This is a genomic window from Pseudomonas sp. ASL4 (assembly GCF_056680395.1).
In genome coordinates this window covers 2577154-2600276 of the sequence record NZ_CM155280.1, presented here as the reverse complement: position 1 = coordinate 2600276, position 23123 = coordinate 2577154, and the positions used below count along the sequence as shown (strand labels likewise).

At 60.1% G+C, this 23123-nt stretch carries 22 protein-coding genes; 3 read left to right on the top strand and 19 right to left on the bottom strand.

What is annotated here, in order from left to right; translation table 11 throughout:
* Positions 1-22: 22 nt before the first annotated feature.
* The gene (locus tag AC1MEW_RS11815) at positions 23-682 is read right to left on the bottom strand and encodes an HAD-IA family hydrolase (protein ID WP_480426343.1); all 660 of its coding nucleotides are present in this window, start codon (positions 680-682) and stop codon (positions 23-25) included.
* On the bottom strand, positions 669-1631 hold the full coding sequence (gene rluC, locus AC1MEW_RS11810) for a 23S rRNA pseudouridine(955/2504/2580) synthase RluC (protein ID WP_201205757.1): 963 nt from the start codon (positions 1629-1631) through the stop codon (positions 669-671). The genes AC1MEW_RS11815 and rluC overlap by 14 nt, the downstream gene beginning before the upstream one ends.
* A gap of 703 nt (positions 1632-2334) precedes the next feature.
* On the opposite strand from rluC, the gene rne reads away from it, so the two are divergent.
* Both rne and AC1MEW_RS11800 read left to right on the top strand, forming a co-directional pair.
* Entirely contained in the window at positions 2335-5559 is a 3225-nt protein-coding gene (gene rne, locus AC1MEW_RS11805; RefSeq protein ID WP_201256097.1) for a ribonuclease E, read from the top strand.
* Positions 5560-5742: 183 nt separating this feature from the next.
* Positions 5743-6654, top strand: coding sequence for a LysR family transcriptional regulator (locus AC1MEW_RS11800; RefSeq protein ID WP_480426340.1), 912 nt, complete (start codon positions 5743-5745; stop codon positions 6652-6654).
* Here the strand turns inward: AC1MEW_RS11800 and AC1MEW_RS11795 are convergent.
* The 13 genes from AC1MEW_RS11795 to AC1MEW_RS11735 form a co-directional block, all read right to left on the bottom strand.
* On the bottom strand, positions 6625-7542 hold the full coding sequence (locus AC1MEW_RS11795; RefSeq protein WP_322269334.1) for a DMT family transporter: 918 nt from the start codon (positions 7540-7542) through the stop codon (positions 6625-6627). The two genes, AC1MEW_RS11800 and AC1MEW_RS11795, sit on opposite strands and share 30 nt — an antisense overlap.
* Before the next feature lie 150 nt (positions 7543-7692).
* The gene (locus AC1MEW_RS11790) at positions 7693-8283 is read right to left on the bottom strand and encodes a nucleotidyltransferase family protein (protein WP_480426338.1); all 591 of its coding nucleotides are present in this window, start codon (positions 8281-8283) and stop codon (positions 7693-7695) included.
* Positions 8280-9263 (bottom strand): XdhC family protein, encoded by a 984-nt coding sequence (locus tag AC1MEW_RS11785; protein WP_480426336.1) that lies wholly within the window; start codon positions 9261-9263, stop codon positions 8280-8282. Before AC1MEW_RS11785 ends, AC1MEW_RS11790 begins: the two co-directional genes overlap by 4 nt.
* Positions 9263-11584 carry a xanthine dehydrogenase family protein molybdopterin-binding subunit gene (locus AC1MEW_RS11780; RefSeq protein ID WP_480426333.1) on the bottom strand — a complete coding sequence of 774 codons (2322 nt, stop codon included), beginning with the start codon at positions 11582-11584 and terminating at the stop codon, positions 9263-9265. The genes AC1MEW_RS11785 and AC1MEW_RS11780 overlap by 1 nt, the downstream gene beginning before the upstream one ends.
* On the bottom strand, positions 11581-12051 hold the full coding sequence (locus AC1MEW_RS11775) for a (2Fe-2S)-binding protein (RefSeq protein WP_201205767.1): 471 nt from the start codon (positions 12049-12051) through the stop codon (positions 11581-11583). The genes AC1MEW_RS11780 and AC1MEW_RS11775 overlap by 4 nt, the downstream gene beginning before the upstream one ends.
* Before the next feature lie 243 nt (positions 12052-12294).
* A complete protein-coding gene (murB, locus tag AC1MEW_RS11770) occupies positions 12295-13314 on the bottom strand; it encodes a UDP-N-acetylmuramate dehydrogenase (RefSeq protein ID WP_480426331.1) in 1020 nt (339 codons plus the stop codon).
* Positions 13311-13775 carry a low molecular weight protein-tyrosine-phosphatase gene (locus AC1MEW_RS11765; RefSeq protein ID WP_480426329.1) on the bottom strand — a complete coding sequence of 155 codons (465 nt, stop codon included), beginning with the start codon at positions 13773-13775 and terminating at the stop codon, positions 13311-13313. Before AC1MEW_RS11765 ends, murB begins: the two co-directional genes overlap by 4 nt.
* A complete protein-coding gene (gene kdsB / locus AC1MEW_RS11760) occupies positions 13775-14539 on the bottom strand; it encodes a 3-deoxy-manno-octulosonate cytidylyltransferase (protein WP_201205773.1) in 765 nt (254 codons plus the stop codon). The genes AC1MEW_RS11765 and kdsB overlap by 1 nt, the downstream gene beginning before the upstream one ends.
* A complete protein-coding gene (locus tag AC1MEW_RS11755) occupies positions 14536-14721 on the bottom strand; it encodes a Trm112 family protein (RefSeq protein WP_007945752.1) in 186 nt (61 codons plus the stop codon). Before AC1MEW_RS11755 ends, kdsB begins: the two co-directional genes overlap by 4 nt.
* 25 nt (positions 14722-14746) lie before the next feature.
* Complete coding sequence (lpxK, locus tag AC1MEW_RS11750; RefSeq protein WP_480426326.1) at positions 14747-15757, bottom strand: tetraacyldisaccharide 4'-kinase; 1011 nt, start codon at positions 15755-15757, stop codon at positions 14747-14749.
* Positions 15757-16185 (bottom strand): ExbD/TolR family protein, encoded by a 429-nt coding sequence (locus AC1MEW_RS11745; RefSeq protein ID WP_201205777.1) that lies wholly within the window; start codon positions 16183-16185, stop codon positions 15757-15759. Before AC1MEW_RS11745 ends, lpxK begins: the two co-directional genes overlap by 1 nt.
* On the bottom strand, positions 16182-16817 hold the full coding sequence (locus AC1MEW_RS11740) for a MotA/TolQ/ExbB proton channel family protein (RefSeq protein WP_167368554.1): 636 nt from the start codon (positions 16815-16817) through the stop codon (positions 16182-16184). Before AC1MEW_RS11740 ends, AC1MEW_RS11745 begins: the two co-directional genes overlap by 4 nt.
* A gap of 98 nt (positions 16818-16915) precedes the next feature.
* The gene (locus tag AC1MEW_RS11735) at positions 16916-19150 is read right to left on the bottom strand and encodes a DNA internalization-related competence protein ComEC/Rec2 (RefSeq protein ID WP_480426323.1); all 2235 of its coding nucleotides are present in this window, start codon (positions 19148-19150) and stop codon (positions 16916-16918) included.
* 136 nt (positions 19151-19286) lie between these two features.
* Between AC1MEW_RS11735 and AC1MEW_RS11730 the strand changes: the two genes are divergently transcribed.
* The gene (locus AC1MEW_RS11730; RefSeq protein ID WP_480426321.1) at positions 19287-19802 is read left to right on the top strand and encodes a DUF2062 domain-containing protein; all 516 of its coding nucleotides are present in this window, start codon (positions 19287-19289) and stop codon (positions 19800-19802) included.
* Between the two features lie 81 nt (positions 19803-19883).
* On the opposite strand, the gene AC1MEW_RS11725 is transcribed toward AC1MEW_RS11730, so the two are convergent.
* The 4 genes from AC1MEW_RS11725 to AC1MEW_RS11710 form a co-directional block, all read right to left on the bottom strand.
* Entirely contained in the window at positions 19884-20663 is a 780-nt protein-coding gene (locus tag AC1MEW_RS11725; protein WP_322217348.1) for an ABC transporter permease, read from the bottom strand.
* Positions 20660-21592: an ABC transporter ATP-binding protein gene (locus AC1MEW_RS11720; protein WP_323570369.1), complete on the bottom strand. Its 933-nt coding sequence runs from the start codon at positions 21590-21592 to the stop codon at positions 20660-20662. Before AC1MEW_RS11720 ends, AC1MEW_RS11725 begins: the two co-directional genes overlap by 4 nt.
* 132 nt (positions 21593-21724) lie before the next feature.
* Complete coding sequence (locus tag AC1MEW_RS11715; protein WP_480426319.1) at positions 21725-22348, bottom strand: glutathione S-transferase family protein; 624 nt, start codon at positions 22346-22348, stop codon at positions 21725-21727.
* A gap of 43 nt (positions 22349-22391) precedes the next feature.
* Positions 22392-23051 carry a transglutaminase-like domain-containing protein gene (locus tag AC1MEW_RS11710; protein WP_201205789.1) on the bottom strand — a complete coding sequence of 220 codons (660 nt, stop codon included), beginning with the start codon at positions 23049-23051 and terminating at the stop codon, positions 22392-22394.
* Positions 23052-23123 lie beyond the last annotated feature (72 nt).

Below are 23123 nucleotides of genomic sequence, written 5' to 3'. Positions count from 1 at the left end.
CATCTACCCCAGCAAAAACGTATTAAGCCCGGTTGAGCCAGGCGTGCAATTCTGAAAAACGATCAATGGCCAGCTTCGGCTCGAACAACTTCAGCGCTTCGATGGATTGGGCGCCATAACTCACCGCAACCGAATCCATGCCGGCGTTACGCGCCATCTGCAGGTCAAAAGACGAATCCCCGACCATTAGCGCCTGTGCCGCCGGCACATCGCAATGAGCGAGGATCTCTTCAAGCATGAGAGGGTGAGGCTTGCTGGCAGTTTCATCCGCCGCACGGGTGATATCGAAATAGGTTTCCCAGCCGTGCGCCTTGAGTACCCGATCCAGCCCGCGACGAGCCTTGCCGGTAGCCACCGCCAAACGGTAACCCTGAGCCCGAAACGCTGCCATCGACTCGACCACACCCTCAAACAACGGCGAAGGCACAGCCTCTGCGGCGATGTAGTGATCGGCATAGTGCTGACGGAACGCTATCAGTTCGTCATCGTCGATTTCCGGGTACAACGTGCGAATGGCCTCGGGCAACCCAAGGCCGATGATGCCTTTGACGGCAAAGTCATCGCACAACGGAAAACCGGAACGCTCGGAAGCGACATGCATCGCCTCGACAATCCGACCAATGGAATCGGCCAGGGTGCCGTCCCAATCGAAAATCAGCAGTTTGTAATCAGATGGGTGCACTCAGGCGCTCCACAGTCTTGGCCCACATCTCATCCACAGGCGCCTGCAGCTTCAGCTCGCCGCCATCAGGCAACGGCACGGTCAGCATGTAGGCGTGGAGGAACAGGCGCTTGCCACCCAGGTCACGAATTTCCTTGCTGAAATCGTCATCGCCGTACTTGGTGTCGCCAGCAATGCAGTGTCCGGCGTGCAAGGTATGGACGCGGATCTGGTGAGTCCGGCCGGTGATCGGTTTGGCTTCGATCAGGGTGGCAAAATCGCCGAAACGACGCAGGACCTTGAACACGGTCACAGACTCCTTGCCCTCCTCCTCGTCGACCTCGACCATGCGCTCGCCGGAGCGCAGATTGCTCTTGCCCAGCGGCGCACGGACTTGCTTGATCGAGGCCGCCCAGTTACCGCGGACCAGTGCCATATAGCGCTTATCGATACCATCACCGCGCAATGCCGTGTGCAAGTGACGCAGCATGCTGCGTTTTTTGGCGATCATCAGCAGGCCGGAGGTGTCACGGTCGAGACGATGAACCAGCTCGAGCTCCTTGCAATCAGGACGCAACTGACGAAAGGCTTCGATCACCCCGTAAGTCAAGCCGCTACCGCCGTGAACAGCGATGCCGCAAGGCTTGTTGATCACAATCAGGGCCTTGTCCTCGAAGACAATCGAGGCTTCGAGGCGCTGGAGCAGGCCTTGTGCCAGTGGCACTGGCTCATCGCGCTCAGGCACGCGAACCGGCGGCACGCGCACGATATCGCCCGCCTGCAGCTTGTATTCGGGCTTGATCCGACCTTTGTTCACTCGCACTTCGCCTTTACGCAAAATGCGGTAAATCAAGGTCTTGGGCACGCCTTTGAGCCGAGCGAGAAGGAAGTTATCAATGCGTTGGCCGGCATATTCCGGCGAGACCTCCAGCAGTTGTACGGCTGGGGTCGAAGGGGCAGTAGTCGTCATGGCGCGGATGATAACAATTTTTTATGGAATTGAAGCACTTAATCATTGCTGCTATAGTCGCGAACGCCGCCAAAAGCGGCCTGGACAGCGGACTAACGGTCAAAAACCGGCCCTGACCAACGCAATTCACCAGGACGCGAGGCCGTCCTACGGGGCTTTCGCTACGTAACGGTGGAGTTTGCAGGTGTAACGAGCGCAGGTGACATGAGGCCTGAATCAAGCGGCAAAGCAGAGTTTTCACTCGCCTTGCGAGCCAATATTCATGGCCAGTTCACAAAGTGCAGTCAGCTGCGAATGACCCCGAGCGAACGCTTCGGAAACAACGCCTAAATTAGCCATGATGCGTGACCTCCCCTTTCGGAGCTCACGGTAAATGCCAACCCGCTGCGGATTCTGCGCGCGGCAGCACCCGAATTATCAGGGATACGTGTAGGGTGGAGATGCACAACCGCTGGACTGTGTAGCAATAGGCTTTATCAAGACGCTTCATCTCGTCCACAGCCGCTGGTTGATTCCTCCTCCTGACTGAGTGCTTAAGTAGCCACAGCAAGCAGGACGCGTACGTCGCGACGCCGGCCCACATTGGCCGGACATCGCTAGACACTGGAGTGTCCAACCACACTCCTGACGCACCTGACACCGACCGTGAGAAGTCGTGTGTGCCGAACGCCGTTTCCGGCAGCCCGGAAACCGACGGTACTACATGAAAAGAATGCTGATTAACGCAACTCAACCCGAAGAGTTGCGTGTTGCACTGGTAGATGGCCAACGCCTCTACGACCTGGACATCGAATCCGGTGCACGCGAGCAGAAAAAGGCCAACATCTATAAAGGCCGGATTACTCGCATCGAACCAAGCCTTGAGGCTGCCTTTGTCGATTTCGGCTCTGAGCGCCACGGCTTCCTGCCCCTCAAAGAAATCTCCCGCGAATACTTCAAGAAAGCCCCCGAAGGCCGCGTCAACATCAAGGACGTCCTGACCGAAGGCCAGGAAGTCATCGTTCAGGTCGAAAAAGAAGAACGTGGCAACAAAGGCGCAGCCCTGACCACTTTCATCAGCCTGGCCGGTCGTTACCTGGTTCTGATGCCGAACAACCCGCGTGCCGGCGGTATCTCCCGTCGCATCGAAGGCGAAGAGCGCAACGAACTGCGTGAAGCCCTGAACGGTCTGGTTGCTCCAGCCGACATGGGTCTGATCGTTCGCACTGCCGGCCTGGGCCGCAGCAGCGAAGAAATGCAGTGGGACCTCGACTACCTGCTACAACTGTGGACCGCTATCAAAGAAGCCTCGCTGGATCGCTCCGCGCCGTTCCTGATCTACCAGGAAAGCAACGTGATCATCCGCGCCATCCGCGATTACCTGCGCCAGGACATCGGCGAAGTGCTGATCGACAGCGTTGAAGCCCAGGACGAAGCCCTGACCTTCATCCGCCAGGTGATGCCGCAGTACGCCAGCAAGATCAAGCTGTACGAAGACAGCGTTCCGCTGTTCAACCGTTTCCAGATCGAAAGCCAGATCGAGACCGCTTTCCAGCGCGTCGTTGAACTGCCTTCCGGCGGCTCCATCGTTATCGATCCGACCGAAGCCCTGGTGTCCATCGACATCAACTCGGCGCGCGCCACTAAAGGCAGCGACATCGAAGAAACCGCCCTGCAGACCAACCTTGAAGCCGCCGAAGAAATCGCCCGTCAGTTGCGCTTGCGCGACATCGGCGGCCTGATCGTCATCGACTTCATCGACATGACTCCTGCCAAGAACCAGCGCGCCGTGGAAGAGAAAGTCCGCGAATGCCTGGAAGCCGACCGCGCTCGCGTGCAAGTCGGTCGCATCTCGCGCTTCGGCCTGCTGGAAATGTCCCGTCAGCGCCTGCGTCCATCGCTGGGCGAAAGCAGCGGCATCGTTTGCCCGCGTTGCAACGGCACCGGCATCATCCGTGATGTTGAATCGCTGTCGCTGGCAATCCTGCGCCTGATCGAAGAAGAAGCCCTGAAAGACCGCACCGCCGAAGTTCGCGCGCAAGTGCCGATCCCGGTGGCCGCGTTCCTGCTCAACGAAAAACGCAACTCGATCACCAAGATCGAACTGCGCACCCGTGCCCGCATCGTCATTCTGCCGAACGATCACCTCGAAACGCCGCACTTCGAAGTTCAGCGTCTGCGCGATGACAGCCCGGAAGCCCACATCAACCAGTCCAGCTACGAAATCGCTGCTGCCGCTGCCGAAGTGGAAGAAGTCCAGCCAGCCGCTGCGACCCGCACCCTGGTTCGCCAGGAAGCCGCGGTCAAGACTGCACCGGCCCGCGCCAACGCTCCGGTTCCGGCCGAAGTCGTCGCTGTCGCTCCGGTTGCTGCACCGGTTGCCGTACCAGAGCCAAGCCTGTTCAAAGGCCTGGTGAAGTCGCTGGTCAGCCTGTTCGCGACCAAAGAAGAGCCTGTTGCTCCAGTCGTGGTTGAGAAGCCAGCGACCACCGAGCGTCCGGCGCGTAACGAAGAGCGTCGCAACGGTCGTCAGCAGAGCCGCAACCGTAATGGTCGCCGCGATGAAGAACGCAAGCCTCGTGAGGAACGTGCACCGCGTGAAGAACGCGCACCACGTGAACCGCGTGAAGAGCGTCAGCCACGCGAAGCCCGTGAAGAGACCACCACGCCAGTAGTTGCTCGCGAAGAACGCGCACCACGCGCCCCTCGTGAAGAACGTGCACCGCGCGCTCCACGTGAAGATCGAAAGCCACGTGGCGACCGCGAAGAGCGTCCGGTTCGTGAACTGCGTGAACCACTGGATGCCGTTCCTGCTGTTGCAGCCGCTGCCGTTGATGCTACCGCTGAAGAGCGTCCAGCCCGTCAGCCACGCGAAGAACGCGCTCCACGCCCACCGCGTGAAGAACGTCAGCCACGTGCCGAACAGGAAACTGTTGCCGCCGTCGCCGAAGAAGAGCTGCTGACCAACGAAGAGCAACTGCAGGAAGACGGTCAGGAAGGCGCCGAAGGCGATCGTCCACGCCGCCGCTCCCGTGGCCAGCGTCGTCGCAGCAACCGTCGCGAGCGTCAACGTGATGCCAACGGCAACGTGATCGAAGGTTCGGAAGAATCCGAGTCCGCCGAAGGCGAAACCAACGAAACCAACAAAGCGCCAAGCGTTGCCGATCTGGCCGCCGGCCTGGCTGTTACCGCGGCCGTTGCCAGCACCGTGATCAGCGCTCCTGCTGAAGCCCAGGCTAACGAGCAAGCCGAACGCGCCACCGCTGCCGTGCAGGAAACTGCCCCGGTAGAAGCGCCGGTTGTTGAAGCGACTACTCCGGTAGAAGCTCCAGCGGCTCCGGAAGTTGAAGTGGCACCGGTACGTGAAGCACAGCCTGAAGTTCAAGCTGCCGCCGAACCTGCTTTCGTCGCTGAGCCAGTGGTTGTCGCAGAACCGGTTGTCGAAACGATCACCGAGACCGTGACCGAAGCTGTCCGCGAAGTTCGTGAAGAGCAAACCGCGTTCAACTGGGTTGCAGAGCCAGTCGTTGAAGCGCCAGCGCCAGTCGCTGAAGCTCCGGTAGCTAAAGCGATGGTCTCCGAGCCAGTGGTTGTGGCTGCCGAGCCTGCTCCAGTGGTTGAAGCCCCGGTTGTAGCCGAAGTGGTTGCACCGGTGGTCGAAGCCGCCCCAGCCAGTGCCCTGACCGAAAATGGCCGTGCGCCGAACGACCCGCGTGAAGTGCGTCGCCGCAAGCGTGAAGCCGAGCGTCTGCAGAAGGAAGCCGAACTGGCTGCCACAGTTGCACCGGTTGCTGCTGAAGTTGTCGAGGCAGCCCCTGCCCCGACTGCCGACGTTGCTGCCGAGCCGGTTGAGTCTGTGATCGACGAAGCACCACGCTCTGTTCAGGATGCGGTACAGCAACACGAACAAGCCCTGGAAAAAGAGCACGAGCCTAAACCTCTCGTCTGATTCCATCGGCCACTAAAAAGCCCCGCCTGGTGATCCAGGCGGGGCTTTTTTTTGCCGGTCCATAAATAGGCAGGCGAGTATTACGAAAGCGTCGCCCAACAGGCAGAATAGAGCGCTTGCAGGGCCCAAAGCACGCCCTGTCACGGCCCGAAAGTCTTCGGCCGGTTATGGAGCAAAGAGTGCATGACGATGGAAATTGCTGAACTGGACGCCTTCAAGGCGATTGTCGACTATGGCAGTGTCACGCAAGCCGCGATCAGGTTGAACCGCGCTCAATCCAGTATTTCCTTTCGGATCAAGACCCTCGAATCACGGCTCGACGCCAAGTTGTTCGAGCGCTCCGGCCGCGGCATCACGATGACGGCTCAAGGCAAGGAGCTCTATACCTACGCCTCACAAATCCTCGAACTGGTCGCTCGCGCCCAAGCCAGCCTGAGCCAGGCCAAAACCGAAACGCGGGTTCGTCTGGGGGTTATCGAGAACCTCTCCATCACTCGCCAGAACCTGCTGCAAGGCATTGTCGCCAATACCGACGGCCTGGCGGTGGATATCAGCATTGGTAACACCCAGTCACTGCTCAATGATCTTGAGGCTGACAAACTCGATGCGGTGATTGTCGGCGCCGGCTTCGCACCTGCGCATTATCGCCGGGTGACGTTGTTCAATGACCCACTGGCCCTGATCTACAGCGCGACACAGCCCGCCATCCAGGATCTGAAAGCCTTTAGCGGCCAGGTATTCCTGGTCAACAGCCGGCGCAGCGCTTCGCAACGCAACCTCGACGAGCTGTTTCTGACGGGAAGCATCACCCCGAAAAAGATCATCGAGTGCGGCTCTTATCCTCTGTTGTTTTCAAACGTGATCAACGGCATGGGCGTCGCTCTGGTGCCCTTGTCACTGATCGATTCGTGCTGCGACAACGAACAGGTGCAGACCTACCGCCCGAACGATTCGTATGGCTCACTGACCACTGAATTCGTATTTTTCGATCATCCCGGCAAGCCTGCACCCAAGGCCTTGGCACAATGGGTGCTGGACTTCGAAAACCCGGATCGCTCACAAACATCAGGCGATCCTGGCGAGCAGTTCAGTTGATGCGCGCCGCTTGATCGAACAGAGGATGACCCCGAAAACGATCAGCACCAGGCTGACCAGGTGATAGGCGTGTAATTGAACGTCGAGAAACACAATGCTGAACAAGCCACCTGACAATGGGACCAAGTGAGTGAAGATCTCGCCGCGTGTAGCCCCGATTTCACCGATGCCTTTGCTCCAGAACAGGTATGAAAGCCAGGACGGGAACACCACCAGATAGGCCAGACCGAGCCAGGGTGCAGCGCCCTCCCCCAAATTGAACGTCAGATCCGGGTGCAAAATCAAAACCCCGACGCTGAATGGAATCAGGCACAACGCCCCCACCACGGCGCAATAAGTCACGAACGCATTGCCGGCGATGGTTTTGGGCTTTGTCCGCAGAAAAGAACAATAGAAAGCCCAACTGACGGCCGAGGCCATTGTCCAGAAATCCCCTTTGTTAAAGCCTTCCAGAAAGCTCAGATCGGAAAGATGTCCCATGGTCACCAGCCAGAACACGCCGACCGTACTGATGAGGACGCCGAACATGTTCGACCTGGAGATGAAATCACCAAAAACGAAACGATTGAGGGCCAAGACCAGGCAAGGCGTGGCCGACAGATAGATCGCGGCATTCAAAGAACTGGTGTACTGCAATCCGATGTACAAGGTCAGCGGGAATACAACTTGCCCGCACACCGCCAACATCACCAGGGTCAACCATGACTGGCGCGCCGCCGGCAAACTGGCGATCACCGCTTTATAGTTGATCAACACCAGCAACCCACTGGTTATGAGCCATCGAAGTTGTGACAGCAGCACCGGGTCGACGTCCACCACCATCAACTTGCCGACAACATAGTTACCGCCCCAGAACACGGCGGCGAGTGAAAGTAATAAGTACGGCATTGACGTCTCCGTTAGGTCTTCCTCAGCAACAGGAAGGGAGGCGGTGTCGGACTCGACACCACACGTCAAATGATCGTAAGTGGGATAAAACCCGTTGAATAACGAGTTCTATAGCTGGCACCCATCGATAAATACGAATGGGCTAAGTGTTTACCCAAACACCAGTTTCTCAGGCACATCCACATCCCATAACACGCCAGGATCGTCCAGCGTCACCTCGACCACCCTCGCCTGCGCGAACAACGGCTTGGCCCCACGATCACCCGACAACCCCATCAACCCCGGACCAAAACTGCGCCCGAACCCGACGGGGTGCCCGAACTCGCCCTCGTGTACCGGCACGCTGATGCAATCGTCCGCAATGCCTGCCAGCACCCGTTCGATACTCGATGGCAGGATGAACGGCATATCCCCGAGCGCAATCAGCCAGCCACCGAGCTGCGAACAGGCGGCAACACTCGCAGCAATGCTGTCGCCCATGCCGGTGGATTCGATCAATACGATCTCGTAACCGTAAGCCTGAGCCATGCGAATCACCTGCGGGCGATCCTCGGTGGTCACCAGCACACGTGTCTCAATCGACGCTGGCAGATTCACCAGCACCTGCTCAATCACCGAGCGCACCGCGCCGTCGCGTCCGACACAGTCGGCCAGCAGCTTGTCCTTGTCAGCACCCGCGACTTGCCGAAACCGACTGCCCTGCCCCGCCGCCAGCACGATGACGCCGATGGATTCACTCATACGTCCTCCCGCAACGGCTTCTTCTGCTTCAGCTCGACGCCATTCTTGATCGCCACAATCTCGGCCAGCAGCGACAAGGCGATTTCCGCCGGAGAGTGGCTGCCGATGTGCAGACCAATCGGGCCGTGCAGCCGATTGATGGCCTGTTCAGACAAGCCTAGCTGAGCCAGGTTGTCTCGGCGCTTCAGGCTGTTGACCCGCGAACCCAGGGCACCGACGTAAAACGCCTTGGAATCGAGGGCGGTGAGCAGCGCCATGTCATCCAGCCGTGGGTCGTGGGTCAGGGCGACGATGGCCGTGCGTTCGTCGGTCTGGATGTTCAGCACGGCCTCGTCGGGCATGCCCGGCACGAAGCGACCGTGTTGCTCTTCCCAGCCGTAGACGAACTCGGTGCGTGGATCGCAGATCAGCACTTCGAAATCCAGCAGTCGAGCCATTTCCGCGACGTATCGCGACAGTTGCCCGGCACCGATCAGCAACAATCGCCAGCGCGGACCGTAAATGGCGCGCAAGGTGTTGCCGTCAAAACTTATCACGTCGGTTTTGCTGGCCGAATGCAAAAGCACTTCGCCGGTCGTGAGATCCAGCGAGCGCGAGACGATTTCATGCGCCTCGCAACGGGCCAGCAACTCGGCAACCCATGCCGGATCACCGACGCGTTCCTCGGTCAGGCGCAACGTGCCGCCACAGGGCAAACCGAAACGCGCCGCCTCCTCACGGGTAACGCCGTAGGTGATCAACTGTACCGGCGGTCCGTCGGCTGGAATGCGGCCATCGTGCAGCCGCGCGATCAGATCGTCCTCGACACAACCGCCCGACACCGAGCCAATTACCACGCCGTCTTCACGCAAGGCCAGCATGGCGCCCGGCGCCCTAGGCGCCGTGCCCCAGGTCTGGACCACGCTGTACAACACCACTCGCTGGCCGGCGCGGCGCCATTCGAGCACGCTGCGCAGAACGTTCAGATCGACGCTGCCCATCAGGCGTCAGCCTTCTGCCAGCCTTGCAATTGATAGCGAACCGGCAGGCTGCGGACGCGTTTGCCGGTGGCGGCAAAGATCGCGTTGCACAGTGCCGGCGCAATCGGCGGCACGCCCGGTTCACCGACCCCGCCCAACGGCACCTCACCCGGCGGCGTGACCAAATGCACCGCGACTTCTTTCGGCGCCAGGGACATGCGCGCCACTTCGTACATGTGGAAGTTGTCCTGCTGAACCTTGCCGTCCTTGAAGCTGATTTCGCCCAGTACCGCGTTGCCCAGGCCCATGACGCAGGCGCCTTCGAACTGTGAGCGAATCCGCTCCGGGTTGATCTGCGGGCCGCAATCGACGGCGATGTCAGCCTTGTGCACGATCAAAGTGCCGTCATCTTTGACTTCCACTTCGATCACCGCCGCCACATAGGTGACGAAGCTGTAATGCACCGCCAGTCCCAAGCCTCGGCCCTTGGGCAACTTGCGGCCCCAACCGGCAGCCTTGGCGGCGGTTTCCAGTACCGTGCGCATCCGCGCGGTGTCGATCGGATAACGCTCGGGGGATTCGCCGTAGTTCCACTCTTCACTCAAGGTGCGCGGATCGATCTGACGGTCCGGGCCGAGCAACTTGATCTGGTACTTGAGCGGATCTTGCCCAGCCTTGTGGGCCAATTCATCAACGAAGGTCTGAATCGCGAAGCCGTGGGGAATGTTCGACACCGAGCGATACCAGCCGACCCGGGTGTGAACCGTCGCTTCCGGGTTTTCCAGACGCACGTTGGGGATCGCGTAAGCCATGTTGGTAAAACCCATGCCCAACTCGAACGCCGCCTCGTGGTTCATACCGGGGGCGAACAGCGCGGTGATGCTCGGCGCGACGGTCCGGTGCAACCAGCCGGACGGCATGCCGTCCTTGTCGAGGCTGGCCTTCAGGTATTCGGCGGACACGGTGTGGAAATACGAACAATGGATGTCGTCTTCCCGAGTCCACTGCACGCGCACTGCCTTGCCGGGGAATTCCTTGGCGAGGATCGCCGCTTCGACAACGAAATCCGGCTTGGATTTACGCCCGAAACCACCGCCCAGCAAGGTGACGTTAAACGTGACGTTATCGAAGGGCAGGCCGAGGCGTTCGCCAATCCGCTCGCGGGTGACTTGCGGCGCCTGGCTTGGTGCCCAGGCTTCGCACACGCCATCCTTGTAGCGGGCGATGGCGACCATCGGTTCCATCGGCGATTGCGCGAGATGCGGTAAGTAGTAGGACGCTTCCAACGTGCTGTTGGCACTCCCCACGGCTTTGTCGATGTCGCCAGTATTGCGCACCACTTTGCCGGGTTTGAGGGACGCGGCTTCCAGCTCTTTGCGATAGGCAATCGAGTCGTAACTGGCGTTCGGGCCGTCGTCCCACTCGATTTTCAGCGCTTCGCGGCCCTTGATTGCGGCCCAGGTGTTGCTGGCCACTACGGCCACGCCACCCAGTGGCTGGAACTCGGACGGCAGCGGACGGCTTTCGATCTGCAAGACCTTGATCACGCCCGGGACTTTCATCGCGTCGCTGGCATCGAAAGATTTGACCTTGCCGCCGTACACCGCAGGCCGGGCGATGGTCGCGTAGAGCATGCCGTCGAAATGCACATCGGCACCGTAGACCGCCCGACCGTTGACGATGTCAGCACCGTCGATGGCGCGCACGCCTTCCTTGCCGATGTAGCGAAACTCCGACGGTTGCTTAAGCCGCAGGCTGTCGCGGGCCGGTACCGCCAGCGCACCGGCAGCGGCGGCCAACGCGCCATAACCCAGTTCGCGACCGGTCGGCTGGTGAATGACCTTGTGCAGGTTTGCGTGGCATTCGCCGACCGGGACTTTCCACTGCTCGGCGGCGGCCTGCTCCAGCATGGTCCGCGCGGCGGCACCGCAACGGCGCATCGGTTCGTACCAATGGCGCATGCTGCGCGAGCCGTCGGTGTCCTGGTTGCCGAAGCGCACTTCATCGCCCGGCGCCTGTTGCACCTTGACCAGCGCCCAGTCGGCGTCCAGTTCATCGGCCACCACCATGCTCAGGCTGGTGCGCACGCCCTGGCCCATTTCCGAACGGTTACAGACCACGGTCACCGTGCCGTCGGCGGCAATGCTGACGTAGACCTTCGGATCGTCGATCCAGCCGTTGGGCATCCCATCAGCACCGAATTTCTTCGGTTTGTCTTCGGCGAAAGCGTCCTGCCAGCCCCAACTTGCGGCGAGCACCAGCGCACTGGTGGCGCCCACACCTTTGAGAAAACCGCGACGGCTGAGGTTGCTCAGCGCGAAATCATTCGGGAGCTGGCTCATGCCTTGGCCTCCTTCAGGTGAGCGGAGGCCTGGCGGATGGCGGTCTTGATGCGGTTATAGGTGCCGCAACGGCAAATGTTGCCGACCATGGCTTCTTCGATCTGCTCGTCGCTGGGATTGGAATTGGTCTTGAGCAGCGCGGTGGCGGACATGATCTGCCCGCCCTGGCAGAAACCGCACTGGGCCACGGCGGTGTCGAGCCAGGCTTGCTGGACGATCTGGCCGACGGGGTCAGCGTGCAGGTTGTCGATGGTGCTGACGTTTTGGCCAACCACCGAACCGATTGGCGTGATGCAACTGCGAGCCGGCAAACCGTCGATATGGATGGTGCAGGCGCCGCACAGGCCCATGCCACAGCCGAACTTGGTGCCGTTGTAACCGGCTACATCGCGGATTGCCCAGAGCAGCGGCATATCCTCGGTGACATCGAGTTGATGATCTTGACCATTGAGTTTCAGGGTAATCATGGGCACGCCCGCATAGTATTTCGGTTATGGGGTCGAGCAATCTGCCGCCAGGGGTTAGCGGTGGGTTCATGCAGATCGGCTCAGGCTAAATGGGCTCTCTTACGCGGACGGCAACGTCTGCATCGGGCTTTGGATGGAGCAAAAGATTGCATCGTTAGGGTGCTAAGTTAACCCAGCATTAACAAAAAAGCCCTGCACATTTGAAGTGTGCAGGGCTTCGAAATTCGCCTTGAAAGCGTAGCTTCAATAGCGATTGGGCTCCATTTCCAGCTCGACGCTGAATCGTTGCCAAATATCTTTCTGGATCCGTTGCGCCAGTTCCAGCAGTTGCAAACCGGTCGCGCCGCCGTAATTGACCAGCACCAGCGCCTGCAATTTATGCACGCCGGCATCAGCCTCACGGAAACCTTTCCAGCCAGCCTTCTCGATCAACCAGCCAGCCGCCAGTTTCATTTGCCCATCGGGTTGCGCATAGGCGACCAGATCAGGGTATTCACCCTTGAGCCGGGCCACCAGCGCCGCCGGCACCAAAGGGTTTTTGAAGAAACTGCCGGCATTGCCAAGCACCAGCGGGTCCGGGAGTTTTTCGCTGCGGATGCTGCAAATTGCCTGGCTGACATCGGTCGGCGTCGGCTGATCGATGCCTTGCTCGGTCAGGCGCTGACGCACCGGGCCGTATTCCAGATGCAAATGTGCGGTGCGGTTCAGGGTGAACCGAACCCGCAAGATCAACCATCGGCCCGGCTGCTGTTTGAACAGGCTGTCGCGGTAGGCGAAATTGCATTCTGCCAGCGTGAAGTCACGCAACTCGCCGGTCTGGCGATCCAGCGCGGTGAGGCCGGCGAACACGTCTTTGATCTCGACGCCGTAAGCGCCGATGTTCTGCATCGGCGCCGCGCCGACAGTGCCGGGGATCAGGCTGAGGTTTTCCAGGCCCGACAAACCCTTCGCCAAGGTGTGTTGCACGAACGGATGCCAAGGCTCGCCGGCCTCGGCTTCGATCACCACCTGACTGCCGTCATCACTTAATACACGAATCCCGCGTGTCGCCATGCGCAGCACCAGTGCCTGGATATCAGCGGTCAGCAACAAGTTGCTACCGCCGCCAATCACCAACAGCGGCACAGCGTTCGTCGCTGCATAGGCCAGGGCTTCGCGCACGTCGGCATCGCTGTGGGCTTCGGCGAACAGTTGCGCCTGGACGTCTACGCCAAAACTGTTGAACGGCTTGAGGGAAACGCCGGGGTGTACCTGCAAACTCATAACCGTCCCTTTAACTCGATCACCAGCAGATCACTGGCGCGCTCGATCAAATCCAGTACTTGCTCGAAGCCTTGGTCACCGTCGTAATACGGGTCCGGCACTTCGTCGATTTCTGAAGCGTAGCGGCGCAGGAACAAGTCCAGCTCAGCCTTGCTCTTGGCCGGTTGCAGGACCTTGAGATTGCGCAGGTTGCTGTTGTCCATCGCCAGGATCAGGTCGTAGGTGGCGAAATCGGCACGGCTGACTTGCTGGGCACGTTGGGCTGACAAGTCATAACCGCGCAACTTGGCCGCAGCCTGGCTGCGCTTGTCCGGGGCCTTGCCGACGTGCCAGTCACCTGTACCGGCGGAGGCCACTTCGATTTGATCGGCCAGCCCGGCCTCGCGCAATTTGTGCCGCAGCACACCTTCAGCCGTAGGCGAACGGCAGATGTTGCCCAGGCAGACGAACAGAACCCGCATCAGGCCTCCAGCAGGCGACGAACGCGCTCAAGGTCTTCGACGGTATCAACGCCGGTCGGCGGTGCGATCAGCGCATCGGCAACGTGAATCCGCACGCCGTGCCACAGGGCTCGCAGTTGCTCCAGGGATTCGGTGTTTTCCAGCCAGCACGGCCCCCAGCTGACGAAGTCATGCAGGAAACCGGCGCGGTAGGCATAAATGCCGATGTGGCGGCGATACGGCACGCCTTCCGGCAACTGGTCGCGGCTCTTGGCGAACGCGTCGCGGGCCCACGGCAAGGTGGCGCGGCTGAAAGTCAGCGCCAGACCATTGAGGTCGCTGACGACCTTGACCACGTTGGGATTGAACAGGGTTTCCACGTCTTCGATCGGCTCAGCCAACGTGGCCATGCTTGCTTCAGTGTGGGCAGCCAGGTTGGCAGCAACCTGATCGATCACACTCGGCGGGATCAACGGCTCGTCGCCCTGGACGTTGACCACAATGGCGTCAGGCGCCAGACCGAGTTTCGCGGCGACTTCCGCCAGGCGATCGGTGCCGGAATTGTGGTCTTCACGGGTCAGTACCACTTCAGCGCCAAAGCCTTTGCAGGCCTCGACGATGCGGCTGTCATCCGTGGCGACTACCACGCGCTGGGCGCTGCTTTTGCTCGCCTGTTCCCAGACGTGCTGGATCATCGGCTTACCGGCGATCAACAGCAGCGGTTTGCCCGGCAAGCGGGTGGAGGCGTAACGCGAAGGAATGACAACGGTAAAGGCTGTGGTCATTTATCCAGACGCTCGTCGGTGGTCAGGGTGCGGGCTTCGGTTTCGAGCATCACCGGGATGCCGTCGCGAATCGGGTACGCCAGGCCTGCGCCTTTGCTGATCAGCTCGGTCTTGTCGGCGCTGAGCTTGAGCGGGCCTTTGCAGACCGGGCAAGCGAGGATATCGAGCAATTTGGTGTCCATGAGCATTCCCTGGATAAAAACGGATTTAAGGCAAAAGACGAGCCGGCAACAGGCGTATCAGCTGCGTATCGAACCAAGCCACGAAGGCCGGCGACGGCACAGCATCAACCGCCAGGTACCACCAATCGGCGGCGGCAAAGGCACGGCACTTCACCGCATCCTTTTCAGTCATCACCAACGGCAATGACGGTGTGAAATTCAAGGCCTGCACGCTGTATTCGGCGTGGTCGGCAAATGCGTGGGGTACTGGCTGCCAGTGTAGCGTTTCGAGGGTTTTGAAGAAACGCTGCGGATTGCCGATCCCGGCGACCGCGTGCAGGGTCTGGCCTGCCGGGAAATGGTCGAATGGTCGACGTTCGCCCGTTTTCAGATTGATCAGCGCAGTGGGTTGCAGTTGAAAGGCAAAACCGTCGTCGCGATCATTGGCGGCGCCGTTGTAGAGCACGGCGTCGACGCTTTGCAGACGCTCGATCGGTTCGCGCAATGGCCCGGCGGGCAGGCAACGTTTATTGCCCAGGCCACGGACGGCATCGATCAGCACCAGTTCCAGATCCCGGGCCAATCGATAATGCTGCATGCCGTCGTCGGACAGGATCAGGTCCAGCTGTTCATTGGCCAACAAGGCTTTGACGGCGCTGCTGCGGTCCGGGTCGATCATCACCGGCACGCCGGTGCGCTGGACGATCAACAGCGGCTCGTCGCCCGCGATGTCGGCGCTTTGATCGGCCTCGACCCGCCACGGCAATTGCGGCGGCTTGGCGCCGTAGCCACGGCTGACCACGCCAACCCGCAATCCGCTTCTCTGACAATGCTCGATCATCCACAGAATCATCGGCGTCTTGCCGGTGCCTCCGACGGTGATATTGCCCACGACAATCAGCGGCACCGGAGGTTGATAAATTTCGCCCTCACCCGCCAGAAAACGTTCGCGCTTGGCGTTGACCACCCGCCGATACAGCCATTCCAGTGGCTGCAACAACTTCAGGGCCGGATGACCTTGGTACCACGCGGCGAGCAAACGATCAGACATGGCCATCAGTGCGCCGGCGCTGCCTCGACGGTGGTCATGCGCAGATGGCTGAAACCGAGCTTGCCGGCGGCGTCCATGGCGGTGATGACAGACTGATGTTGAGTCTTGCCATCGGCGCTGATGGACAGCGGCATGTTGGTGTCGCCGTTTGATTCTTTCTGCATTGCGTCCATCAGGCTGGCCAGGTCGTTCTTGGGCAACAACTGGTTGTTCACCGAGAACACGCCTTCGGCACTGATGGCGATGTCCAGCTGCTTGAGCTGCTGGTCTTCGGCCGGCGAGCCGCTGACGGCTTCCGGCAATTCGACGCGCAACTGGGTTTCCCGGGTAAAGGTGGTGGTCACAACGAAAAACAGCAGCAGGACAAATACCACGTCGATCAGCGACACGAGATTGATGTCCACATTCTCCCGTTGCTTGCGGCGGAATTTCACGCTTTGCCCTCAGCCAGATCCACGTCACGGTCGCCCTGCACCACTTCGACCAGCTTGATGGCTTCCTGCTCCATCCCCACCACCAGCTCATCGATGCGCCGTTGCAGGAACCGGTGGAAGAATACCGACGGGATACCGACGATCAGGCCCGAAGCCGTGGTGATCAAGGCTTTGGAAATACCGCCGGCCAGCACCGCGGCGTTGGTGGTCATGCCCGTGCCCATGAACGAACTGAAGATATCGATCATGCCCAGCACCGTCCCCAGCAACCCGAGCAACGGGGCCATGGCGGCGATGGTGCCCAGGGCGTTGATGTAACGCTCCAGTTCGTGGATGACCCGGGCGGCGGCCTCTTCAATGCACTCTTTCATGATCTCGCGACCATGCCTGGAGTTGGCCAGGCCCGCGGCCAGGATCTCGCCCAGCGGCGAGTTGGCGCGCAGTTCCTTGAGTTTCTCTTTATTGAGTTGCTTGTCTTTGATCCAGACCCAGACCTGCCCGAGCAAATGCTCCGGGGTCACACGGCTGGCACGCAGGGTCCACAGACGTTCGGCAACAATCGCCATGGCCGCGATGGAACTCAGAATGATCGGCAGCATCATCCAGCCGCCGGATTTGACCAATTCCCACACAGTGACAGTCCCCTCGAAAAAGTGCGCCACTCTAACATAGGGGGTCGGCGCACCGAAGACCGTGATGTCGCATCCCGTCCGGCTGTAATAACTCATGGTTATTTGTTCAACCCGGGCGCATCACGCCAGAAGCGTCGTTGCTGACGCAGGGTCCGGGGTGGCTTGAAGCTGCCCAGTTGCAGACGGACGGCACCATCCTCGGCGCTGTCATAGATGTGCAGACCACGCTTGCGATAGCGCGCCATCACCGTGGGATGGGGATGCCCGAAAGAATTACCGTGGCCGCGGGAGATCAGCACGGCTTTGGGTTGCAGGGTTGTGAGCAGTGCCATGGATGAAGAACTGCGACTGCCGTGGTGTGGCGATTGCAACCAATCGGTGGGCACCGCCAGTGGACTGTCCAGTAATGCGCGCTCGGCATGGGTATCGATGTCGCCGGTCAGCAGCAGTCGCTCGCCGCTGGCTTCGATCTGCAGGACGCAGGATTTCTGATTGCTTTCACTGGCTGATGACCATTGCCAGAGCCGGAACGTCACGCCATCCCAGGTCCATTGCTCGCCACTTTCGCAGCCTTCGGCTTGCAGCTCGACGGGCAGCGCCAACGGATCGCCACTGAGTACCCGCGCAACGGGCAGTCCGCTGGCGATTGCTCGCGCACCACCGGCATGGTCGGCGTCAGCATGGCTTAGCAGCATCAGGTCGAGCCCATTCACCCCCAGTTTGCGCAATGACGGCAGCACCACTCGTTCACCGAGGTCGAAATCACCGAAACGCGGGCCGGCGTCATACAGCAGTGTGTGATGGCGAGTGCGCACCAAAATCGCCAAACCCTGGCCAACGTCCAACTGCCAGATATCAGCCAGTCCTTCGGGAACGTCCTCGCGCGGTGAAAAAACCAACAGCAACAACATCGGCCATCCCAGCGGACGTAAGGGCACGCCTCGCGGCATTAAAAGAAGAAAGGCGCCTAATGCGCCGATGGCCCCGATCCATATCGGCACGGCCACTGGCTCCCACGCCGGTAATTGATTCGCCATCAATGCCAGCGCCTTGAACAGCAGGTCGATCAGACCGCCAGCCAACCACAGCAACCCTTCTCCCACGTAGGGGACCGGCAGCAACAAGGTTCCCAGCAAGGCGGGTGGCAATACCACCAGACTGATCCACGGCACCGCCAGCAGATTGACCAGCGGCCCGCTGACACTGATGGGTAATCCCAGCACCAGCAACAACGGCCCCAGACCAATCGCGATCAGCCACTGGGCGCGGGTCCAGGTTTGCCACCAACGCCATGGGCCGAGACGGCCACCGAAGGTGAAAATCAACACTGCCACCGCTGAAAAGGACAACCAGAAACCCGGTTGCAGACTCGCCAGCGGATCGAGCAGCAAAACGCCATTAAGCGCCAGCAACAATGGCCACCAAGCGCCGAGATGACGAAAGCGCAGCCGCCACAACAGCACCAGACCGATCATCACGCACGCCCGCCGCACCGGCACCTCGAATCCGGCCAGCAGCCCGTAACCGAGAGCGGCGGCAAACGCCAGGCCGCAAGCCCACGGCAACCAGGGCCTGCGAGCCGGCCACACGCCATAACGGGCCAGCCCGGCGATCAGCAAATAGACCAACCCCGCCAACAAACCGATGTGCTGACCGGAAATCACCAGCAAATGCACGGTGCCGGTGTCCTGCAATACTTGCCAGTCCTCGCGGCTCAACCCGCCACCATCCCCCAGCACCAGCGCCGTCAGTGCTCCCGCTCGACCTTGGGCATCGACACTGAGCAAACGCTGGCGGATGCCGTCGCGCCAGGCCCAGCGGGCAGGTGACAGGCGCTGGCCATCCTTGACCGTACCAGTGGCGCCGATGCCTTGGGCCAGCAGCCAGGCGTCGTAATCAAAGGCATGGGGATTGAGCAGCCCGGTTGGACGCTTCAACTTCACCGCCAGACGCCAGCGCTCGCCGCTGTTGACCGGCGGCCCGCCGTACCAGGCCAGGCGCATCAGCGACGGAAGCGTCCCGTGGCGCGAGCGCGCGTCCGCCAGTTCGAATCGCACCACCGCTTCATTGTTCTGCGGCAACCCCGTGACCCGGCCTTCAACCCAGCGGGTTTCGCCGTCCAGGCTCGCCCGTAGCCGATCATCCAGCGCCGACTGCGCCTGCCCGCAGGCCCAACTGAAGCCGAAGAGGAAAAACGCCAGCGGATATGTGCGAAACGGCAGCAGCATCAAACCCGCGACCGGCAACAACAGCCATAACCAGACCGGCGGTAAAACCGGTAAAAAACGCAACGCCAATAACCCAAGGGCCAGCGCCACCATCCCTGTGCGCATAAGCCCGTCCTTGAGAGTCCCCCTCCTAGGCATAGCCGGCTCGTTGCACGGGCGTCGTTATTAATTGTCACAAAGTCTGAATGGGCGGCTAATAGAATCCAGACATACTTGCCGCCTGAACCGACCGAGAAGCCTTATGCCCCGGCGCTTATTCAAACGTTACATGCCAGACCCGACCAGCATCAGGGAACACAAATCCTTACGCTTTCTCGGCACGTTGCTGCATGACCCGAACCTTTGGCACCTCAACCGCCATTCTGTGGCACGGGCGATGGCTGTCGGTCTGTTCGCCGCATTCCTGCCGATTCCGCTGCAAATGCTCCTCGCCGCCTTCCTTGCGATCATGGTGCGCGGCAACATGCCGATTGCGGTGAGCCTGGTCTGGCTGACCAACCCGATCACCATGCCGGCGGTGTTCTTCTGCACGTACCAGACCGGCGCCTGGCTGATGGACGTGCCGGCCCGTTCACTCCCGGACGAGCTGACCTGGGAGTGGATCAGCGGCGAACTCTCGACGTTGTGGCAACCGTTTCTGCTTGGCTCAGTGGTGACCGGGCTAGTGCTGGGCGCCCTCGCCTATTGCCTGACGATGATGTATTGGCGTTGGTGGGTCGGACGACAATGGAAGCGGCGCAAGCAACGCCGGATGTAAGAATGCAAAACGGCCTCCGCTTGGGAGGCCGTTTTTATGCGGTGTCTGAGCTGGCGCCTTCGCGGGCAACTCGGTCCCGAATCAGGTACGCATCCCACGTCCACTCACCAGCAACCGCGCACAACCGACGTACAACACCACGGTCGCGACCAGCATGAAGGTGATCGCCACGCTGATCTTGATGTCCGAAACGCCGAGGATGCCGTAACGGAACGCGTTGACCATGTGCAGCACCGGGTTGGCCAGGGACACGGTCTGCCAGAACGGCGGCAGCAAAGTGATCGAATAGAACACGCCGCCCAGGTACGTCAGCGGTGTCAGCACGAAGGTCGGGATGATCGAGATGTCATCGAAGTTGCGTGCAAACACCGCGTTGATGAAGCCCAGCAGCGAGAAGATCGTTGCCGTCAGCACCACCACCAGAATGGTCACGCCCAGGTGATGAACCTGCAAATCGGTGAAGAACAGCGACAGCAGGGTCACGATGACCCCGACCATCAACCCGCGCAGCACGCCGCCCAGGGTGTAGCCGATCAAAATCGTATGCGGTGATACCGGCGAGACCATCAATTCTTCGATGGAGCGCTGGAACTTGCTGCCGAAGAAGCTCGACACCACGTTGCCGTAGGAGTTAGTGATCACCGACATCATGATCAGCCCCGGCACGATGTACTCCATGTAGGTGAAACCACCCATGCCACCAATCTGCTTGCCGATCAGGTTGCCGAAGATCACGAAGTACAAAACCATGGTGATGGCCGGCGGCAGCAAGGTCTGCGGCCAGATCCGGGTAAAGCGCCGGACCTCACGGTAAACGATGGTATTGAGGGCAACGAGGTTGGGTTGCAGCTCGGAACTCATACCGCCACCTTCGACAGATTTTTCTCCACCAGGGACACGAACAACTCCTCGAGGCGATTGGTTTTGTTACGCAGGCTCAGCACTTCGATGTTCTGCTGCGCCAATTGAGTGAACAACGCGGTGATGCCCATGGCCTTGTCCACCTGGACTTCCAGGGTGTGAGCATCGAGCAGTTTGGTCGGGTAACCGAGCAACTGTGGGACCACGGCCAGTGTGTTCTTGGTGTCGAGCAGGAAGGTTTCCACATGCAGTTGGCTGAGCAACTGCTTCATGCTGGTGTTTTCGACAATGGTGCCGTGGTCGATGATGCCGATGTTGCGGCACAACTGCTCAGCCTCTTCCAGATAGTGCGTGGTGAGGATGATGGTGATGCCTTTCTGGTTCAGCTCGGTGAGGAAGGCCCACATCGAACGACGCAGTTCAATGTCCACCCCCGCCGTCGGTTCGTCGAGGATCAGCAGGCGCGGTTCGTGAACCAGGGCGCGGGCGATCATCAGTCGACGCTTCATGCCGCCGGACAGCGAACGCGACGGCACATCGCGTTTGTCCCACAGGCCCAGTTGCGTCAGGTATTGCTCGGCGCGTTCCTTGGCGATTTTCGGCGGGATGCCGTAGTAACCGGCCTGGGTCACGACGATGTCGAAGGTCTTTTCGAACTGGTTGAAGTTGAATTCCTGAGGCACCACGCCGATGGAGCGCTTGAGCTGCGCAGGATTCTTGTCCAGGTCGTGACCGAAGATATTCACCGTGCCGCTGGTCTTGTTCACCAGGGTCGAAAGGATGCCGATGGTCGTGGATTTGCCGGCGCCGTTAGGGCCGAGCAAGGCAAAAAAGTCACCTTCGGCGACATCCAGATCGATACCACTCAAGGCCTGGAAACCGTTGCCGTAGGTTTTGGTTAGCTGCCGGATGGACAGAGCGGAACTCATATCGGGATACGCACCAAGAAGGGAAGAAAGGAATAAATAAGGGCGGGCGGCGACTTATACAACCACGGCGCACGAACGCAATGGTGCTTGTCGCCGCCACACAAGTACAGTCAAGTGTGTCGATAGTGAGTATTAAGTCAACGCGGTCATGACGGCTTTCTGATACGCCGGGCGCTGTTTCAGTCGCGCATACCAGGCCTCTAGATGGGGCTGCGGCGCGCGCTCGATCGGCATCTCGAACCAGGCATAAATGAAACTGCCCAAGGGAATGTCGCCCATACCGATCTCATCGCCGGACAGGTACGGTTTGTCTGACAACGCCTGATCGGCCATCGACAGCAAGCCTTCGCATTCCTTGATCGCCGCGTTGATGGCCGACCAGTCCTGCTGATCTTTCGGGGTGCGCAACACGCCCCAGAACACAGTACGGAACGGGCCGGCAAAGCTTGAAGTGGTCCAGTCCATCCATTTGTCGGCGGTGGCGCGGGCCTGCAGATTTTCCGGATACCAAGCGGTGTTACCAGCATGACGAGCCAGCAGATAACGCACGATGGCGTTGGATTCCCACAGTACGAAACCGTCGTCCTGGATCACCGGCACGCGGCCATTGGGATTCATCGCGCGGTACTCAGGCGTATCCACCACACCGAAAGCGCCGCCGGCATCGATGGCTTCATAAGCCAGGCCCAGTTCCTCGGCGGCCCATAGCGGCTTTCTGACATTCGACGAATTTTTCCGACCCCAGATCTTCAGCATGACCGCCTCTTTATGGATGAATGCGCAGGCAGCATACGCCGGATCAGGCGCGACTCAAATCGCTCTGCATATCGCCCAACAGCGATGGCAGTTGCTCGCCGAACAGGTGCGGATAGCACTTTTGCAAATGCTCGAAAAAGAACGCTTCGGGCACGTCGGAGAACTGGCCATGGTCCACCACGTACTCCATCAGCTTCGCGCCATCGCGGTTGAACGGATGGAAAACGCTGTCGTTGATCCCGTCAAATTCCAGCGGCGCGACATTGAACACTTCGCACAAGCCTTGATTGAACGCGGGCGTGGCTTTGACCCAGCGCTCGTTCAAGTACAGCTCGGTGTAGCCGTGCATGGCGAACACATCGCTCTTGAGCAGTTCGAGCAGGCGCGGGGTCGACAGGTGATTACGCACGTCCGCCAGACCGATCCTTGCCGGGATGCCGCAATGCCGGGCGCATCCGGCCAGCAGCGTAGCCTTGGGCACGCAATAACTTTCGCCCGTCGCCAACGCGTAGCTGCCGCGCAAGGTATCTGGGTCGCGGCTGAAGGTGTAGGGGTTGTAGCGCACCGCCTCGCGCACGACGTAATAGAGATTGATCGCTTGCTCGCGAGGATCACGACTGACGCCGCGATGTTTTTCCGCGAACTCCACCACCGAAGGGTGGTCACTATCGATGAAGCGGCCGGGACTCAGGTACTCGTGCATGAGGATGATCTCCTGGGGGAATCTCGAGTCTATCGACACCTTCAGCACAGAGACAACGACGATTCGGCCAAA

Coding starts and splice junctions, on each gene's coding strand:
- AC1MEW_RS11775 (WP_201205767.1), bottom strand. CDS start 12,051: ATGATTACCCTGAAACTCAATGGTCAAGATCATCAACTCGATGTCACC.
- rluC (WP_201205757.1), bottom strand. CDS start 1,631: ATGACGACTACTGCCCCTTCGACCCCAGCCGTACAACTGCTGGAGGTC.
- AC1MEW_RS11780 (WP_480426333.1), bottom strand. CDS start 11,584: ATGAGCCAGCTCCCGAATGATTTCGCGCTGAGCAACCTCAGCCGTCGC.
- AC1MEW_RS11715 (WP_480426319.1), bottom strand. CDS start 22,348: ATGCTGAAGATCTGGGGTCGGAAAAATTCGTCGAATGTCAGAAAGCCG.
- murB (WP_480426331.1), bottom strand. CDS start 13,314: ATGAGTTTGCAGGTACACCCCGGCGTTTCCCTCAAGCCGTTCAACAGT.
- AC1MEW_RS11725 (WP_322217348.1), bottom strand. CDS start 20,663: ATGAGTTCCGAGCTGCAACCCAACCTCGTTGCCCTCAATACCATCGTT.
- lpxK (WP_480426326.1), bottom strand. CDS start 15,757: ATGGCCATGTCTGATCGTTTGCTCGCCGCGTGGTACCAAGGTCATCCG.
- AC1MEW_RS11710 (WP_201205789.1), bottom strand. CDS start 23,051: ATGCACGAGTACCTGAGTCCCGGCCGCTTCATCGATAGTGACCACCCT.
- AC1MEW_RS11795 (WP_322269334.1), bottom strand. CDS start 7,542: ATGCCGTACTTATTACTTTCACTCGCCGCCGTGTTCTGGGGCGGTAAC.
- AC1MEW_RS11765 (WP_480426329.1), bottom strand. CDS start 13,775: ATGCGGGTTCTGTTCGTCTGCCTGGGCAACATCTGCCGTTCGCCTACG.
- AC1MEW_RS11790 (WP_480426338.1), bottom strand. CDS start 8,283: ATGAGTGAATCCATCGGCGTCATCGTGCTGGCGGCGGGGCAGGGCAGT.
- rne (WP_201256097.1), top strand. CDS start 2,335: ATGAAAAGAATGCTGATTAACGCAACTCAACCCGAAGAGTTGCGTGTT.
- AC1MEW_RS11735 (WP_480426323.1), bottom strand. CDS start 19,150: ATGCGCACAGGGATGGTGGCGCTGGCCCTTGGGTTATTGGCGTTGCGT.
- kdsB (WP_201205773.1), bottom strand. CDS start 14,539: ATGACCACAGCCTTTACCGTTGTCATTCCTTCGCGTTACGCCTCCACC.
- AC1MEW_RS11730 (WP_480426321.1), top strand. CDS start 19,287: ATGCCCCGGCGCTTATTCAAACGTTACATGCCAGACCCGACCAGCATC.
- AC1MEW_RS11755 (WP_007945752.1), bottom strand. CDS start 14,721: ATGGACACCAAATTGCTCGATATCCTCGCTTGCCCGGTCTGCAAAGGC.
- AC1MEW_RS11800 (WP_480426340.1), top strand. CDS start 5,743: ATGACGATGGAAATTGCTGAACTGGACGCCTTCAAGGCGATTGTCGAC.
- AC1MEW_RS11720 (WP_323570369.1), bottom strand. CDS start 21,592: ATGAGTTCCGCTCTGTCCATCCGGCAGCTAACCAAAACCTACGGCAAC.
- AC1MEW_RS11785 (WP_480426336.1), bottom strand. CDS start 9,263: ATGGGCAGCGTCGATCTGAACGTTCTGCGCAGCGTGCTCGAATGGCGC.